Source organism: Pseudomonas sp. JAI111 (assembly GCF_024809425.1).
Lineage (GTDB): Bacteria > Pseudomonadota > Gammaproteobacteria > Pseudomonadales > Pseudomonadaceae > Aquipseudomonas.
This window is the reverse complement of sequence record NZ_JANUCB010000009.1, coordinates 279,229-295,338: the sequence shown is the minus strand read 5'-3', so window position 1 is coordinate 295,338 and position 16,110 is coordinate 279,229. Positions and strand designations below refer to the sequence as shown.

Genomic DNA, 16,110 nt, shown 5'->3' with positions numbered 1-16,110 from the left:
TCAAGCGGATGGCTTACGGTTACCGGGACAGCGAGTTCTTTTTCATGAAGATCAAGAGCGTCTTTCCCGGTAATCCGTGAAGAACCAAAAAAAAGCGCCAGTTCCGTTCGGGAACTGGCGCTTTTTCATGCCGGCGGCGCCATTAGCTGCTTTGTGGCATCTCGCCATTGGCCAGGCGTTTGTTGATGTCGGCGATCACCAGCGGCAAGTCGGTGATGGTGTCGATCATGTAGTGCGGCCGCGAACCTTCGAACAGCGCGTGAATCCGCTTGCGCTCGCTGGCCAGTTGCTCGCTGCCGAGGGCGCGATAGCCTTCATAGTCCAGGCCCAGCGCATTGCCCGAGCAGATCAGCGCAACGGTCCACATGCCGGCGCGACGACCTTCGAGGATGCCCGGCACGGTGTCATCGATCTTCACGCAGGCGCCGACATCATCGATGCCCAGCGCAATGACGTTGGCCAGGGCCTGGGCCGGCCACGGGCGACCGTTGGGGACTTCGTCGGTGGCGACCACATGGTCGGCCACGTAACCATTGGTGGCCGCCAGCTCGACCACTTTGTCCATGACCTGCTTTGGATAACCGGAGCAGGAGCCAATCTTGATGCCTTGTTCGCGCAACTTGGCAATGGTGTCCAGCGCGCCGGGAATCAATGCCGAGTGCTCGGCGATTTTCTCGATTTGCAGCGGCATGAAGCGTTGGTAGATGGCGGTGACATCATCGTCGGTCGGCGTGCGTCCGAACACTTTGCGATAACGCTCGGCGACTTCCGGCTGATCGCACAGGGTGCGAATGTGGTCCCACTTGCCCATGCCCATCGGCCCGCGCGCTTCTTCGATGGAGACCTGGACGTCGAATTCGGCGAACGCTTCGACAAAAATCTGCGTGGGCGCGAACGAACCGAAGTCGACCACGGTGCCGGCCCAGTCGAGGATGGCGGCCTGGAGTTTGCTTGGGTTGGTGTAGTTCATGGTGATCAAATTCCTGTAATAGCTGGCTAATCGGCTCTTTGTGGGAGTGAGCCTGCTCGCGATGCGGCCCTGTCAGTCGACATCAATGGTGAATGTCAAACCGCTATCGCGAGCAAGCTCGCTCCCACAGGGATTGTTGTGTGATTCAGATTTCGAGGACTTCCATCTCGCGCAGCACCTCAGCCACCGCCGCCACGGCCGCGTGCATCTCGGCCTGGTTGACGTGGCCGATGCAGCCGACGCGGAAGGTTTCGACCTGGGTCAATTTGCCGGGGTAGAGGATGAAACCCTTGGCCTTGACGCGTTCGTAGAATTCCTTGAACTGGTAGCGCGGGTCTTTCGGCGCATGGAACGTGACGATGATCGGCGCCTGGATTTCAGCAGGCAGAAAACTGCGCAGCCCCAGCTTGGCCATGTCCTCCAGTAGCACCTGACAGTTGTTGGCGTAGCGCTGATGCCGCGCCGGCAAGCCGCCTTCTTCGTTGTATTGCAGCAGGGCTTCATGCAGCGCGGCGACCACGTGGGTCGGCGGGGTGAAGCGCCATTGGCCGGTCTTGGCCATGTAGGTGTGCTGGTCGAAAAGGTCCATGGCCAATGAGTGCGAGTTGCCGGCCGCGTTGGCCAATGCGTCTTTGCGGGCGAAGACGAAACCCATTCCCGGTACACCTTCCAGACACTTGCCCGAAGCGGCGATCAATGCGTCGAACGGCACCTGCTGCGCGTCAATCGGCAGGGCACCAAACGAGCTCATGGCATCGATGATCAGGCGTTTGCCGTGCTGCGCGATGACGTCGGCGATTTGCGGCAGCGGGTTGAGGATACCGGTGCTGGTTTCGCAGTGGATCAGTGCGACGTGGGTAATGCTGGCGTCGGCGTGCAACAGGCGGTCGACGTCGGCGGCGGTGGTCGGTTCGTCTTCGGCGGTTTCGAAGGTGCTGAACGAGCGGCCGAGCACCTCGCAGATTTTCGCCAGGCGTTTGCCGTAGGCGCCATTGATCAGCACCAGCACTTTGCCGTCACGCGGCACCAGGGTGCCGATGGCCGCTTCGACGGCGAAGGTGCCGCTGCCTTGCAACGGCACGCAGTGGTGGCTGTCGCCGCCGTTGATGATTGCCAGCAATTGCTCGCAGAGGCTGGCGGTCAGTTGATTGAAGCGGTCATCCCATGAACCCCAGTCGACCATCATCGCCTGGCGGGTGCGGCTGGCGGTGGTCAGTGGGCCGGGGGTGAGCAGGATTGGCTCGGCAATACTCATTCTTGTGTCCTCGCAAAAGCTCTCTGTGGGATGAAGCTACGGGACATAAATTGCAATTCGGCGTGCTATCAATCAAATTGTTTGTTGTTATGCCAGCCATCAGTGAGAGTTATTCATGAACCTGTTCCAGCTTCGCGCCTTCGACGCCGTGGCCCGCGAAGGCAGCTTCACCCGTGCGGCCGAGCGCCTGTTCATCAGCCAGCCAGCGGTGACCGGGCACATAAAAGCATTGGAAGAGCACTACCAAATCACTCTGCTGCGCCGCACCGCACGGCGCGTGGAGCTGACGGAGGAGGGCACCAAACTGGCGGCGATCACCCGGGCGATGTTTGGACTGGCCGAAGAGGCGCAGGTGATGCTGGAAGCGAACCGGCAGTTGCTGACCGGGCGCCTGGAGGTCGCGGCGGATGGGCCGCACATGGTCATGCCAATGCTGGCCAGTCTGCGTGCGCGGTATCCGGGGATCACGGTGAACCTGCGCTTGGGCAACGCTCAGGAAACCTTGGCCGCGCTGTTGTCCGAGCATGCCGACGTGGCGGTGTTGACCGAGGTCGAGCCGCGCAATGGGTTGCATCTGCAAGCATTGAGCGAATCACGGATTTGTGCGCTGGTGCCCGACAGTCATCCCTGGGCAACCGCAAGCAGCGTGAAGCTCAAGGCGCTGGATCAGGTGATCATGGTGTTGCGTGAGCCGAGTTCGATCACCCGGCGCACGTTTGATCAGGCGTGCGCGACGGCGTCGGTCCATCCGCGGGTGTTGCTGGAGCTGGACAGCCGCGAAGCGGTGACCGAGGCGGTGGCGGCCGAGTTGGGCGTTGGCGTGGTGTCGTCAGTGGAAGTCAGCCACGATCCGCGGGTGGTGGCGGTGCCGATTGTGGGTGAGGGGTTGGTGAACCGGCACATGATCGGGTGCATGGAGCGGCGGCGGGATTTGCGTTTGATCCGGGCGTTTTTTGATTTGGCGCCAGTCAGATAGACCGCGGCGCGGCCATCGCGAGCAGGCTCACTCCCACAGGGATTTGTGCTGGTCGCAGATGGTGTGTACGACGCAAAAACTGTGGGAGCGGGCTTGCCCGCGAAGGGGCCGGACCTGTTTACACCAGACTCTCGCGAACCATCTCCAGAAACGTCGCCACCACCCGCCGCGAACTCTGCTCGCGCAAGCACACCAGTGTCTCGGTCAGGCGCCGGGTGCAATCGGTAATGGGCAAGGCGCAGACCCGTGAATCCGCGCCAAACTCCGCAGCCGAGACCACGCCAACGCCAATCCCCACGACCACCGCCTCACGCGCCGCTTCCCGCCCTTCAACTTCAATCGCCGGACGAATCCGAAACCCGGCCCGGGCCATTTCCTCTTCCAGGGTTTGACGCGTGACCGAGCCGATTTCCCGCAGCACCAGCGGCGTGTCGTCCAGGTCAGCGAGGCAGATCGACTCGCGATCCGCCCATGGATGATTGCGCGACACGAACGCCACCATCGGATCGTTGCGCAGCGGTAGAGAAATCAATCGTTCGTCACTGACATCCCGGCCCAACAGCGCTAGATCGGCCTGATAGTTGAACAGGCGAAACAGTGATTCATCGGTGTTGCCGGTTTCGATCTTCACGCTGATGCCGGGGTAGCGCTCACAGAAGCGCGCAATTTGCGGCAGCACGTGCACCGGTGCATCCACCGCGAGAATCAGGCTGCCGGTCTGCAAGGCCCGGGAGTCATGCAAGAGCTCCTGCGCCTCGGCCTCGATCACGAACAACCGCTGGGTAATGCTCAGCAAACGCTCGCCCAGGTCGGTCAGGCGCACCGAGCGTTTATTGCGATGGAACAGCAACACACCGAAGCGCTCTTCGAGTTTGCGCACCTGATCGGAAATTGCCGGTTGCGTGAGAAAAAGCCGCTCGGCGGCTTTGGTGAAGCTTCCGTGGACGGCCACGGCATGGAAGGCTTTGAGCTGGGCGTGGGAAACCGACATCGAAACCTCCAGTAACAAGCTGAGCTTATATTGGAAATACGATAAATCGATTTCACTTATTAATCAGTAATTGTTTTTATCGGCCTCAGCCCCGGTGACTGATCAGTCGAACAGCCTCGGTGGCCATGAGCCTATGCGAGCAACAACAGGCTCATCTGACCGGTGTCGCCTCAGGGAAGCGGCGATATCGAAGTGCTTAACAATAAAAAACACAGGCGTTTTCTTCCAATTCTGCCGGCACACTCACACCTGAGGTCAGAACCACAATGAACAATCCCATCGGCACCATCAAGCGTTGGCGCGTACAGATCTTCGCGATCACCTGGCTCGCCTACGCCGCTTTCTATTTCACTCGCAAAGCGTTTTCCGTGGCCAAATTGGGGATCGCCGAAGACCCCACCTTCATGCTCGACAAAATGGCCATGGCCAACCTCGACGCCATCTACCTGACGGCCTACGCCATCGGGCAATTCACCTGGGGCATCCTCGCCGACCGCTTTGGTCCACGGGTTGTGGTTCTCGGCGGGTTGCTGATTTCTGCGGCAGCCGCCCTGGTGATGGGCAGTTTCGCGACGTTACCGATTTTTGCCACCTGCATGTTGATCCAGGGCCTGGCCCAGTCGACCGGATGGTCGGGGTTGTGCAAGAACATTGGCAGTTTCTTCCCCGCCGAGCAGCGCGGCAGGGTGCTTGGACTATGGAGCTCCTGCTACGCCTTTGGCGGGCTGGTGGCCTCGCCGTTTGCCGGTTGGTGGGCATACACGCTCATCGGCACCTGGCACGCGGCGTTCTTTTCCAGTGCGGCGGTGGTTGGGCTGGTCGCCGTGCTGTTTTTTATTTTTCAACGCAACAAACCGCAAGACGTCGGCTTGCCGGCGGTGGAACCGGAGCCGGAACTCACGGCTGAAGAATCCTATGCGCAGAGCAAGATCAGCGCTCTGGAGCCGTTAAAGGAAATCCTGCGCAATCGCACGGTGCTGATTCTCGGCCTTGCGTACTTCCTGTTGAAACCGGCGCGCTACGCGATTCTGCTGTGGGGGCCGGTGATTGTTTTCGAGCAGATGCCGTCGGTGGGCAAGGTCGGTGCGGCGATCATTCCCACCTCGTTCGAACTGGCCGGGCTGTTGGGGCCGATCCTGCTGGGTCTGGCGTCGGACAAACTGTTTGGCGCCCGACGCATGCCGGCCTGCGTGCTCAGTTTGTTGGCGCTGACCGTGTCCTTGGCGCTGTTCATGGGCGCCTTGCACACCGGCAGCGTCATGCTGGTGGTGGCGTTGCTGTTCGTCATGGGCCTGACGCTGTACGGACCGGACTCGATGATCAGCGGCGCGGCGGCGATTGATTTCGGCACAGCCAAGGCGGGCGCCACGGCGGCCGGGTTCGTCAACGGTTGCGGTTCGGTCGGGGCGATTCTCGGTGGCTTGCTGCCAGGCTATTTCGACTCGGTCACGGTGTTCATTGTCTTCGCCGGCTGCGCGATGTTCTCCGCCCTGGTCCTGATCCCGCACTGGAACAGCCGTCCGGCTGGCCTGCGTACCGACAGCGCCTTTGTGCCCAACCAGGCGATGCCTGTCAAACCCCTGCGTACCTGAGGAAAACAACCGATGAGACCTTTCTGGCTGGAACAGGCGCTGGAGGCCGAGACCTGCGCGCCGTGCGAACCTTTGTCGGGCGACACCCCCGCCGATGTGTGCATCGTCGGCGGTGGTTACACCGGGTTATGGACCGCAATCATGCTCAAGGAGCAGAACCCCGAACTGGATGTGCTGCTGATCGAGGCAGACATCTGCGGTGCTGGCGCGAGCGGTCGAAATGGTGGTTGCGCGCTGTCGTGGTCAGCCAAGTTTTTCACGCTGGAAAGGTTGTTCGGCGTCGAGGAGGCGGTGCGTCTGGTCAAGGAGTCGGAGCGCAGCATTTATGCGATCGGCGCCTTCTGCGAACGGTATGGCGTCGATGCCGACTACCGTCTCGATGGCACGCTCTACACCGCGACTAATCGCGCGCAATGCGGTTCGACCGATGCTGTGATTGCCGCATTGGAGCGCAACGGCATCAACTCTTTTACCCAACGACCGGTCGCCGACGTGCAGCGCATGGCCGGCTCCAGCAAACACCTGGAAGGCTGGTTTTCGCCCGCCGCCGCGAGTGTGCAGCCGGGCAAACTGGTGCGCGGTCTGCGCCGGGTCGCCTTGCAACTGGGCGTGCGAATTCACGAGCACACCGCGATGACCGGGCTGGAGGAGGGCAAGCCTGCCGGGGTTAAAACCCCCGGCGGCACCATCCGCGCCGACCGTGTGGTGCTGGCCATGAACGCCTGGATGGCCCGTGCATTTCCCCAGTTCGAACGCAGCGTGGCGATCGTTTCCAGCGACATGCTGATCACCGAACCGCGGCCCGATCTGCTCAACGACATCGGTTTGACCAGCGGTGTCACGGTGCTCGATTCGCGGATATTCGTGCACTACTACCACAACACCCCGGACGGTCGAATCATGCTCGGCAAGGGTGGCAACACCTTTGCGTACGGCGGGCGGATGTTGCCGGTGTTCGATCAACCGTCGCCTTATGCCGGTTTGTTGCGGCACAGCCTGAGCGAGTTTTTCCCGGCGTTCGCCCAGGTCAAGGTCGAGGCCACCTGGAACGGTCCTTCGGATCGCTCGGTCACCGGTTTGCCGTTTTTCGGCCAGATGAGTGCCTGCGGCAATGTGTTTTATGGTTTCGGTTATTCCGGCAGCGGCGTCGGCCCGTGCCATATGGGCGGGCAGATTCTGTCCTCGCTGGTTCAGGGGCTGGACAACGTCTGGACCCTTTCACCCTTGGTGAATGGCCCCTTGGGGTATTTCCCGCCAGAGCCGATTCGATACCTTGGCTCCCTGATGGTGCGCAACGCCATCCGCCGCAAGGAGCGCGCCGAGGATCACGGACGCCGGCCACGGCATCTGGACGTGCGCCTGGCCAAATTCGCAGCGGCAGCGGGCAAGGCCGACAAGGGATGAGCGCGTTTATCGATTGACCAGCCAATCAAGCAGCAAACGGCCATCGCTGCGTGGCGGGTAAGCGCTTCGAGGCGTTGGCGGATTGCCTGCGGTGGCGCACAGCACCGGACGGTCCGGGTCGCTGTCGAGAAAGCTGATGAGCACCTCGGTGCCGGCGAGTGGCAGCCTGGACGGGTCAATTTGCCCGTCCGGCGTTGCCAGGGCCAGGGGTATCCACAGTCCGGCGGTTTCATCGGCCTGCGGCGTTGGCCATAAGCTAACGTGTATCCGTCCTTGATCATCCAGCACCGCCGGTTGCCCGACCGGGCCCAGCACGCGCGCCGGTTGCAAACCGGCAATGACGGGGCGGGTCCGTGTCAACGCGGGCCGGAACGCTGTCGACCAGGGAATGGCGCTGAACTGATTGCTGTAGTGCCAGGCCCTGTCGGGTGCGGCCTCGGAGAGCATCGACGGCTGCTGGCACTGATGCTGAATGTCGGTCAGCAGCCATTGATCGTTGAAGTTCGTTATCGGATGTTCCGACACTTGCACGATGCACCCACTGCGCAGATCACGGTGGTTGCTTTGACCCTCTATCTGCCGATGCTTGCAGCGCAGGCGTTCGAGGATTCGGCGACTGACCTGTGCACGGTCGAGGAATGGCGCGGCCGGGTGAGCGCCCAGCGTTGGCGAGGTGTGGCGCTGGAACAACTCGCGGATCACCGGGCCGTTAGCTGAGTCGGCCGTCTCGCCGTGAAACGGCATCAACCGCGGCGCCTGGGGAAAGCTCAGGCTGTCATCCGCCAGCACCAGCACATGGTCGGCGCGCTGATGTTCGAAGTGAAAGTGGATGCCTTCTTCCTCGCAGAGGCGTTGCAGGAATGCCAGGTCGCTCTCCTCGAACTGTATGCAGAATGGCCGGACGGGGTAGCGCGGGCTCGGCAGTTCAAAGCGGTAGCTGTCGGCGGGTAACGCGTTTTCTGCCAGCAGCTGACGCAGGATGTCGGGCACGCTGAGCTGATGAAACACCCGTCGATGAGGTTGTCCGTCCAGGTGTTGAAGGCGCGGTACCAGCACCAGGTTGTAGCCGATCCCGTGCGGGCCACGATGTTCACGCCGGGCACTGTGCAGCAGGCCGTGAATGCCGGTTTCACCACCCAGGCTCAGGAACGCGGGCTGATGCAGCAAGTGCTCGAGTTTTATCGCCGGCGTCAGACCGATCACTTCGATGTCGAAACGATAAGGCTGGTTGAGGCTTTCACGGCCACTGAACTGCGACACCTGCACATTCAAACCGTCGTTCAGGAGTGCCAGGGTGTAGGGACTTTCCTTGTCGTTGTGCATCGAACACGCTTCTGCCATGGGAGATGGGCGCAGAGGGTACGAAACCACGGCCATGAATGGTCAGCGTAAATCGACTTTTGGGAATTGCCCTACAAGCAGTGGTGAAGATGTCGATACGTCATGGGCATGAACGGGTGAATTTTTTTTGGTCGATTGCCTTCTTTAGGCCGTATAAACTTGCGCCATGCGTCGGCCAATAGATGTCTCGGCGCCACAGATCAAGAGAGTGAGTAATGGGCGCACAGTGGAAGGTTAAACACAAAGAAGCGGCATCTAACGCCAAGGGCAAGATCTTCGGCAAACTGGTGAAAGAAATCACCATTGCTGCGCGTAACGGTGCCGATACTGCCACCAACGCTCACCTGCGCCTGGTGGTCGAGCAGGCCAAAAAAGCCTCGATGCCCAAGGAAACCCTGGATCGCGCGATCAAGAAAGGCGCGGGCCTGTTGGGCGAAACCGTGCAATACCATCGCGTGACGTATGAAGGCTTCGCACCGCATCAGGTGCCGCTGATCGTTGAATGCGTGACTGACAACATCAACCGCACCGTGGCTGAAATCCGCGTTGCGTTCCGCAAGGGCCAACTGGGTGCTTCCGGTTCGGTGTCGTGGGATTTCAACCATGTGGGCATGATCGAAGCGTCCCCGGACAGCCCGGATGCCGATCCGGAAATGGCCGCGATCGAAGCCGGTGCCCAGGATTTCGAGCCCGGTGAAGAAGAGGGCACGACCCTGTTCCTGACTGAGCCTGCAGACCTGGACGCGGTTCAGAAAGCCCTGCCAGAGCAAGGCTTCACGGTATTGTCGGCCAAGTTGGGCTACCAGCCGAAAAACCCGGTCAGCGGTTTGAGCGACGAGCAGATGGCTGAAGTCGAGGCGTTCCTGGAAGGCCTCGATAACCATGATGATGTGCAGGACATGTTTGTGGGTCTGGCGGGTTAAGCATTCCAGCGTTGACGGTTTTGTCGCCTGACAGGCCGTCTTCGCGGGCAAGCCCGCTCCCACAGGGATTTTGTGTTGTTCACTTATTCTGTGATCAACACAGTCCCCTATGGGAGCGGGTAAGCCCGCGATTGACCGCGCAGCGGTCACTGGATATCAAGTAATCCCACAATCTCACTGAACCCGGGCCGCGCCAGCACATCAGGCTGACAGCAACGCTGCTGCAACGCTTCCAGTCGGACACGTTCTGCATCGCTCAGCCCTGAGTCGATCCGCTCCAGCAATTCCCCCAGCAACACCCCGAATGCCCGCACTTCGATCCGTTGCAGCGCACGGCTTTCCAGGCTGTCGGAGGTCGCATGGAACGACGCCGCGCCAAAGTCCCCCAGCAGACAATCCCCGTGCTCGTTCCACAAAATATTGTGGCCGTAGAGATCGCCGTGGGTGATGCCCTGGTCGTGCAGATGCTCGGCCACCGAGGCGATGCCGCGGGCCATGCGCAACGCGACGTCGGCACTGAAGCGGGTGTCTTCGGTGTACACGTCACGGGTACAGGATGCCAGGCTCGGCAGCGCAGCCAGGTTGCGATAGCTCGGATCGATCAGTTGCATCACCAGCCCGGCTTGCTGCTCGGGATGATCAACGATGCGACCTTCGACCCGGATCAGATTGGGATGAAGGCCGGCCGTGATGCAGGCGTTCATTTCGTGCAGTGGCGAGCCATCGCTGGTCATTTCGCCTTTGTAGAGTTTCACCGCGACGGGGGTGGCCGCTTGGCCTGGCCGTGTCCAGGTGGCGCGATGAATCACCCCTGATGCGCCTTCGCCCAGTTGCTGTTCCAGGCGCAACTCGGTCCATGCAATGCTCGTCGTGGCATCCAGCGCCGCGACATCCGCTTCGGTTTCCAGCGGATTACCGGCATATGCCAGCCAGGTCAGGCTTGGCAGGGTCAGTAGCCACTCGGGAAGTTCGGTCAGCTGGTTGGCGGCGATGCGAATCAGCTCGAGTCGATGGCACTGGCTCAAGCGCTCGGGCAGGCGCTGCAAGCGATTGCCGGCGAGCATGAGTTTTTGCAGGTATGGCCGATCGCCCAGCTCATCGGGCAGTTCGCCGATGTGGTTATCGGTCAGGATCAGCCAGCGCAGCAACGGCGGCAGCGCTTCGGCGGGCACCTTTTCAATCGTATTGGCCTTGAAACCGATCATCGTCAGCGCGGCGCATTGACCGATGCAGGCCGGCAGTTCGGTGAACAGGTTGTCCGAACAAAACAGCACACGCAAACGGGTCAGGCGATGCAGATCGTCGGGCAGGCTGCTCAACGCGTTGCCGCTGAGATTGAGCACTTCCAGCGATTCGGCGAGGTCGAAGATCTCTCGTGGAAATTCAGTCAGGCCGCAGGCCAGATCCAGACGGGTGATGCCTGTCAGTTGACCGGCGCGCAGTTGGGCGAGGGTATCCATGGGCGGGTTCGCTATTGATCGAGGAAAGGGCGCGGGCGGCATGATACCGGTAAATCCGTTCGGCCTGTGAGGCCGCTATCGCGAGCAGGCTCGCTCCCACAGTTGACCGCGTTGCTTTGGCTGGCGCCGACCTGGGGTGTGAGCGAGCCTGCTCGCGAAGGGGCCGGGGGCGGCAGCACAAAAACTATGGCTCCCGCACTTCCACCAACTGTCCCAACCGGCTGCGCGTGCGCGCCAGGTCTATGGCATCGCCGGCCAGGCTCTCGCACAACGACTGCTGGCCAAGCAACGTCAGGTGTTTGTCCTGATCGTACAAAACGTCGATCAAATTGATGAAACGCTGCTGCGCTGCGATCGAGCAGTCTGCAAGCGAGGGCAGGGCGTCGATGATCCAGTGGTCGAAACGCCGGCACAACTCCAGATAATCCATAACCGCCGTGGGGTGTTCGCACAGGTCGGCGAAGGTAAAACCGATGGTGCGTTCGTTGCAATATCGCGCGGGGAGGTGGCGGGTGCCGACCGGCAACTGCAGGGGTGACGTGTCACGTTCGGGCAAGTCCAGCGCCTGACGTTGCGCCACCGAGCCCGGCCAGACGTACCGGCCCTGGGTAAACAGCTGATGCGCGTGGGTTCTCATCTGGCTGCGGTAGTCGTGTGGCCCACCGACCTCCATGACCTGCATGCGCGCATGGATCAAGTCGATTACCGGTTTGAACCGCGCATGGTAGAGCGGGTTGGGCAACAAACCTTCCGGCGGGTAATTGGAGGTCACCAACAGCAGGATGCCGCGACGAAACAGGGCCTTGAACAGCCGCGTGATGAGCATCGCATCGCCGATGTCGTGGACATGGAACTCGTCGAAACACAGCACGCGGCAGTCGCTTAGCAGCGTATCGAGGGTGATGTCCAGCGCATCGGGATGATCACGATGGGTGAACATGCCTTGATGCAGGCGGGCAAAAAACTCATGAAAGTGCAGGCGCTGTTTTCCGGCAATCGGGATGGCCTGGAAAAAGCCGTCGAGCAGCCAGCTCTTGCCGCGACCGACCGCACCATGCAAATACAGGCCAGGAAGGGTTTTTTCCGAGGTGCCGAGCAGCGCCGAAGCGTGCTGCGCCATGCAGTCGATTACCCGTAGCTGACTGTGGCTGAGGGTGTAGCCCTGAGTATGGGCGCGGTGACGGAAGTAGTCGTGAACCACTTGACCTGTCGCGGTGCTGCCGGCAGGTGCAGCAAACGCCTTGCCGAACAGGCGGCGCAACATCGGCCAGCGTGGCGGGCGTCGCGAATGGTTGGGCGGTCGAATGGCCACTGTGAGGTTACCTCGTCGTCGTCAGGCAGACTCCCTCGAGCTGCCGCGGCGTAGTTTAACCAAACGGTGAATAAATCGACCACTGCGACGCGTACTCCTGCAGCAGCGTTGGTCAGCTACTGCAGAGAGGGCGTCATGCCTGATGATCTAGCGTTCGATGCTGCGATTCCAGCGCGCATTCCACGCCGGACGCTGTTCGTTGACCTGGTCCCAATCGATCGCAATCGCAGTGGTCAGATACTGCTTCATTGCCTCGACCTGACCACGGGTCTTGTCGGTGGTCGGGGTATTGGGGTTGGACGGGATCTGGTCGCCATCTTCAAGCGCGGCGGCTTGTGCTTCGGGTGTCAGCAGGAAAGCGGCGAGCTTCTGCGCCAGTTCCGGTTGAGTGTTGTTGGCGATGGCGCACTCGGCCACGTTGAGCACCACGGCGCCTTCTTTAGGCTGCGCGTATTCCACCGGCATGCCTTTGAGTTTGAGCGCGGTGACCTGGGTCGGGGTCAACGGGAACAGCGCGGCTTCGTCGGTCTGGAGCATTTCGGAAATCTTCGCCGAGCTCGGAATGTATTCCAGCACGTTGCGCCCGACGGTGTTCGGCCATGCCTTGAAGCCCGGCTCGACGTCGGTTTCGCTGCCGCCCTGAATCCGGTTGAACATCAGGAAACCGTGCAAACCGAAGGTCGAAGACGCCATCGACTGGAACACCACTTTGTCCTTGAAGCGCGGATCGGCCATGTCCATCCACGAGGTCGGCGCCGCCCAGCCTTTTTCCTTGAACAGACGCGTGTTGTACGCCAGCCCGGTCACCCCGAGGCTGACCGCCACGGCTTGATCCTTGATCCGTCCTTTTGCCGGAATCTGCGCCAGTGGCGCGCTGTCCTGGAGTTTGTCGCACAAGCCCATGGCGATGGCGCGGTACATGATGCCGTCGTCGAGGAACATCACGTGCATCTGTGGGTTGCCTTTACTGGCCTGGACCTTGGCCAGGATATCGGCGGAAGTCCCCGGCACGATCACCACTTTGACGTTGTTGGCTTTCTCGAAAACCGGCAGCACCTTGTCGGCGTAGAGCCGCTCCATGGTCCCGCCGTTCATGCCCAGATAAAGCGTGGGTTCGGCCTGTGCCTGGGTGACCGTGAGCAGGGCGGTCAGACAGGAGAAACCGAGCAGTGCACTACGTTTGACGTTATTCATTGGCGCGACCTTCCTCTATCAAGCTACGGAGATGGAGTGAAACCGGGTGATGGAAAACGCATCCAGCGACGTCTTTGCGGCGCCGCTGCAGATGATCTCGGTGAGCGCCTGGCCCACCGCAGGACCGATCTGGAAGCCCGCGCCGGCAAAGCCGAATGCGTGCAACAGACCCGGTCGGGTGCTGCTATGGCCGATCACCGGCTGGCGATCGGGCAGGTAACCTTCGGTGCCGCTCCAGGTGCGAATCGCCTGGGCGCCTTGCAGAAACGGGTAAAGCTCAACGGCCTGGCGCAGGATCTCGATTACGGCGTGTTGGCCGGGTCGGGCGCGCGCCTCGTCGAGGGCAAAACCCTGGCCGCCGCCCAACACACAATTGCCCCGTGCGACCTGACGGGCGTAGATGCCGCCACCCTCGACGCCGGTGCTGGCGTTCATCACCAGCGGCAACGGTTCGGTGACCAGCATGGCCGGATGGCCGGCGTGCATGGGCACCGCTTCGCCGAAGTGTTCGGCCAGGCTGCCAGCCCAGGCACCGGCGCAATTGAGCAGCCAGGGCGCGTGCAATTCCAGGCCGGTTTGCGTGCTGACACGAAAGCGCTGGCCGTCGTGTTCCACCGCCGTGACCGGGCATTGTTCATGGATCTGCGCACCGTGGCGCCGCGCGGTCTGGGCGAAGGCCGGGGACACCAGTCGTGGGTTGGCGTGGCCGTCGTCTGGGCAAAACGATGCGCCGACGGCGACGTCGCCGACCCAGGGAAAACGTGCGCGCAGTTCAGTGCGATCGAGTACCTGCAAATCGAGGCCGAAGCCCTGGCTGCTGGCGGCATAATCCTGCAAGGCCTGCAGATCGTTATGACTGCGGGCCAGTTTCAGGTGGCCGCTGCGCTGATATTCGCCGTCGATGCCGATCAGTTGCGGCAGCTGTCCCCACAGCGCGTGGGCCTGTTGCGACAACGGCAGTTGCGACAGCGGACGCCCCTGGCGCCGCACGCCGCCGTAGTTCACGCCGCTGGAATGCGAGCCGCAAAAGTCTCGCTCAAGAAGGGCCACGCGGCGACCGGCCTTGCTCAGAAACAGCGCAGCCGAGGCACCGACTATGCCGCCGCCAATGATGATTGCATCGACTTCGATCATGGCTCGATCTCCAGACCGAACGGCAGGGGTTTGATCGGTGCCTGAGCGCGCAATCGACCGATCTGCGAGATCGGGCGCCCACTTTCCCAGGCAATGACTTCTGCCGCTGCGGCACCGCACATCCGTCCCTGGCAGCGACCCATGCCCACGCGGCAATGCGCCTTGACCCGGTTGATCTCCCAATGGCCTTCGCGCACCACTTCGCGGATATCTGCGGCCCGTACTTCCTCGCAGCGGCAGACCATCACCTCGTCAGGCGTATCGGCGGCCCAGTGTTCGGGAAACATGAAGGCGCGTTCCAGGCCGTGGCGAAAGGTCTCGATGCGGCCCAGTGCCTGCTCCAGTTGCGCGCCACGGTGTGGCGCGATCAGGTAACCGATGTCTTCGAGCAGTGCCAGCGCTGCGCGCTCACCGGCCATTTCCGCGGCGTCGGCGCCCATGATGCCGGCGCCGTCACCGGCCAGATAAACCTCGGCGACACTGCTGCGACCGGTGCTGTCACGCTGCGGCAGCCAGGCGCGGTTGAGCGGGTTCCAGGTGAATTGGCAGCCGAGCAAGTCAGCGAGTTGGGTTTCACTGCGCAGACCGTGGGCGAAGGCAACGGCGTCGCACTCAAGCGATTGTTCTCCGTTGGCGTTGGACCAATCCAGCGATTGCACGCGTTGTTCGCCATTGATGCGTTTCAGGGTTGCCGCTTGATGCACCGGGATGCCGTGGGCGGTCAGCCAGCTGCGGTAATAAATGCCTTTGGCCAGCGTGGACGGTTGCGACAGCAGGCCGGGGAGGGCGCGGGCCTGGGCGCTGAACGGCGAGCTGTCGAGCACCGCGAGCACTTTCGCGCCGGCTTTGGCGTATTGATACGCCACCAGATAGAGCAACGGTCCGCTGCCGGCAAACACCACGCGCTCACCGATGGCGCAGCCCTGGAATTTCAGGGCGATCTGCGCCGCGCCGAGGCTGTAGACACCCGGCAAGGTCCAGCCTGGCACCGGCAGAATCCGGTCGGTGGCACCGGTGGCGACTATCACACGGGAGAATTCCAGTCGTGTGGCCCGCGTCTCATGCACGGTGTCCAGTGCGCCGGCTTCGGCGTTCCAGACCAGCGTCTCGGGGCGATAATCCAGTTGTTCGCGCAGCGCATCGATTGTCTGATGCAACGCATTGGCCTTGCGCGCTTCAAAGCCGTACAGCTTGACCGCTGAACGCTTGAAGTTCGCCGGCTGACGCCGATAAATCTGCCCGCCACCGCGCGCCGCTTCATCCAGCAACACCGGACGAACGCCATGCGCCACCAACGTCTGCGCCGCACGAATCCCGGCCGGCCCGGCACCGACAATGATTACAGGCTTCATACCTGGCTCCCCTGAGATCGCAACCAAACTCCAGGGGGAGTTGCAACCGGTTTTTGTGTCCACCGCAGTCCCCCTGTGGGAGTGGGCTTGCTCGCGATGAGGGCGTTAAATTCAACGAATGCGCTGGCAGACAGACCGCTATCGCGAGCAGGCTTGCTCCCACAGTTGATGGGGGTGGCAGCTGATTTTTGTGCCCGCCGCAGACC

At 61.7% G+C, this 16,110-nt stretch carries 13 protein-coding genes; 4 read left to right on the top strand and 9 right to left on the bottom strand.

Annotated features, from left to right (window positions below):
• Positions 1–142 precede the first annotated feature (142 nt).
• The gene (phnX, locus tag HNR03_RS25380) at positions 143–970 is read right to left on the bottom strand and encodes a phosphonoacetaldehyde hydrolase (RefSeq protein ID WP_259156580.1); all 828 of its coding nucleotides are present in this window, start codon (positions 968–970) and stop codon (positions 143–145) included.
• Positions 971–1,115: 145 nt separating this feature from the next.
• Positions 1,116–2,225, bottom strand: a complete 1,110-nt coding sequence (locus HNR03_RS25375; RefSeq protein ID WP_259156578.1) for a 2-aminoethylphosphonate--pyruvate transaminase — start codon at positions 2,223–2,225, stop codon at positions 1,116–1,118.
• 115 nt (positions 2,226–2,340) lie between these two features.
• Between HNR03_RS25375 and HNR03_RS25370 the strand changes: the two genes are divergently transcribed.
• Complete coding sequence (locus HNR03_RS25370; protein ID WP_259156576.1) at positions 2,341–3,201, top strand: LysR substrate-binding domain-containing protein; 861 nt, start codon at positions 2,341–2,343, stop codon at positions 3,199–3,201.
• A 118-nt stretch (positions 3,202–3,319) separates the two neighbouring features.
• Here the strand turns inward: HNR03_RS25370 and HNR03_RS25365 are convergent, their stop codons facing one another.
• Positions 3,320–4,192 carry a LysR family transcriptional regulator gene (locus tag HNR03_RS25365; protein ID WP_259156573.1) on the bottom strand — a complete coding sequence of 291 codons (873 nt, stop codon included), beginning with the start codon at positions 4,190–4,192 and terminating at the stop codon, positions 3,320–3,322.
• Between the two features lie 266 nt (positions 4,193–4,458).
• Between HNR03_RS25365 and HNR03_RS25360 the strand changes: the two genes are divergently transcribed.
• Positions 4,459–5,784: an MFS transporter gene (locus HNR03_RS25360; RefSeq protein WP_259156572.1), complete on the top strand. Its 1,326-nt coding sequence runs from the start codon at positions 4,459–4,461 to the stop codon at positions 5,782–5,784.
• Positions 5,785–5,796: 12 nt separating this feature from the next.
• Complete coding sequence (locus HNR03_RS25355; RefSeq protein WP_259156571.1) at positions 5,797–7,188, top strand: FAD-dependent oxidoreductase; 1,392 nt, start codon at positions 5,797–5,799, stop codon at positions 7,186–7,188.
• A 6-nt stretch (positions 7,189–7,194) separates the two neighbouring features.
• Here HNR03_RS25355 and HNR03_RS25350 read toward each other — a convergent pair whose 3' ends face one another.
• Entirely contained in the window at positions 7,195–8,511 is a 1,317-nt protein-coding gene (locus HNR03_RS25350; RefSeq protein ID WP_259156569.1) for a type VI secretion system Vgr family protein, read from the bottom strand.
• Between the two features lie 233 nt (positions 8,512–8,744).
• Here HNR03_RS25350 and HNR03_RS25345 point away from each other — a divergent pair, with 233 nt between their 5' ends.
• Complete coding sequence (locus HNR03_RS25345; protein WP_090185851.1) at positions 8,745–9,452, top strand: YebC/PmpR family DNA-binding transcriptional regulator; 708 nt, start codon at positions 8,745–8,747, stop codon at positions 9,450–9,452.
• A gap of 146 nt (positions 9,453–9,598) precedes the next feature.
• On the opposite strand, the gene HNR03_RS25340 is transcribed toward HNR03_RS25345, so the two are convergent.
• From HNR03_RS25340 to HNR03_RS25320, 5 genes are all read right to left on the bottom strand, one after another.
• Complete coding sequence (locus HNR03_RS25340) at positions 9,599–10,912, bottom strand: protein kinase (RefSeq protein WP_259156567.1); 1,314 nt, start codon at positions 10,910–10,912, stop codon at positions 9,599–9,601.
• A gap of 184 nt (positions 10,913–11,096) precedes the next feature.
• Positions 11,097–12,224, bottom strand: a complete 1,128-nt coding sequence (gene zapE / locus HNR03_RS25335; protein ID WP_259156565.1) for a cell division protein ZapE — start codon at positions 12,222–12,224, stop codon at positions 11,097–11,099.
• Between the two features lie 147 nt (positions 12,225–12,371).
• Complete coding sequence (locus tag HNR03_RS25330; RefSeq protein WP_259156562.1) at positions 12,372–13,418, bottom strand: ABC transporter substrate-binding protein; 1,047 nt, start codon at positions 13,416–13,418, stop codon at positions 12,372–12,374.
• An 18-nt stretch (positions 13,419–13,436) separates the two neighbouring features.
• Positions 13,437–14,552, bottom strand: a complete 1,116-nt coding sequence (locus HNR03_RS25325; RefSeq protein WP_259156561.1) for an FAD-binding oxidoreductase — start codon at positions 14,550–14,552, stop codon at positions 13,437–13,439.
• A complete protein-coding gene (locus HNR03_RS25320; protein WP_259156560.1) occupies positions 14,549–15,904 on the bottom strand; it encodes an NAD(P)/FAD-dependent oxidoreductase in 1,356 nt (451 codons plus the stop codon). Before HNR03_RS25320 ends, HNR03_RS25325 begins: the two co-directional genes overlap by 4 nt.
• Positions 15,905–16,110: the final 206 nt, after the last annotated feature.

Bases quoted from the DNA above. Each gene is read 5' to 3' on its own strand.
- phnX (WP_259156580.1), bottom strand. From the start codon at position 970: ATGAACTACACCAACCCAAGCAAACTCCAGGCCGCCATCCTCGACTGG.
- HNR03_RS25375 (WP_259156578.1), bottom strand. From the start codon at position 2,225: ATGAGTATTGCCGAGCCAATCCTGCTCACCCCCGGCCCACTGACCACC.
- HNR03_RS25370 (WP_259156576.1), top strand. From the start codon at position 2,341: ATGAACCTGTTCCAGCTTCGCGCCTTCGACGCCGTGGCCCGCGAAGGC.
- HNR03_RS25365 (WP_259156573.1), bottom strand. From the start codon at position 4,192: ATGTCGGTTTCCCACGCCCAGCTCAAAGCCTTCCATGCCGTGGCCGTC.
- HNR03_RS25360 (WP_259156572.1), top strand. From the start codon at position 4,459: ATGAACAATCCCATCGGCACCATCAAGCGTTGGCGCGTACAGATCTTC.
- HNR03_RS25355 (WP_259156571.1), top strand. From the start codon at position 5,797: ATGAGACCTTTCTGGCTGGAACAGGCGCTGGAGGCCGAGACCTGCGCG.
- HNR03_RS25350 (WP_259156569.1), bottom strand. From the start codon at position 8,511: ATGCACAACGACAAGGAAAGTCCCTACACCCTGGCACTCCTGAACGAC.
- HNR03_RS25345 (WP_090185851.1), top strand. From the start codon at position 8,745: ATGGGCGCACAGTGGAAGGTTAAACACAAAGAAGCGGCATCTAACGCC.
- HNR03_RS25340 (WP_259156567.1), bottom strand. From the start codon at position 10,912: ATGGATACCCTCGCCCAACTGCGCGCCGGTCAACTGACAGGCATCACC.
- HNR03_RS25330 (WP_259156562.1), bottom strand. From the start codon at position 13,418: ATGAATAACGTCAAACGTAGTGCACTGCTCGGTTTCTCCTGTCTGACC.
- HNR03_RS25325 (WP_259156561.1), bottom strand. From the start codon at position 14,552: ATGATCGAAGTCGATGCAATCATCATTGGCGGCGGCATAGTCGGTGCC.
- HNR03_RS25320 (WP_259156560.1), bottom strand. From the start codon at position 15,904: ATGAAGCCTGTAATCATTGTCGGTGCCGGGCCGGCCGGGATTCGTGCG.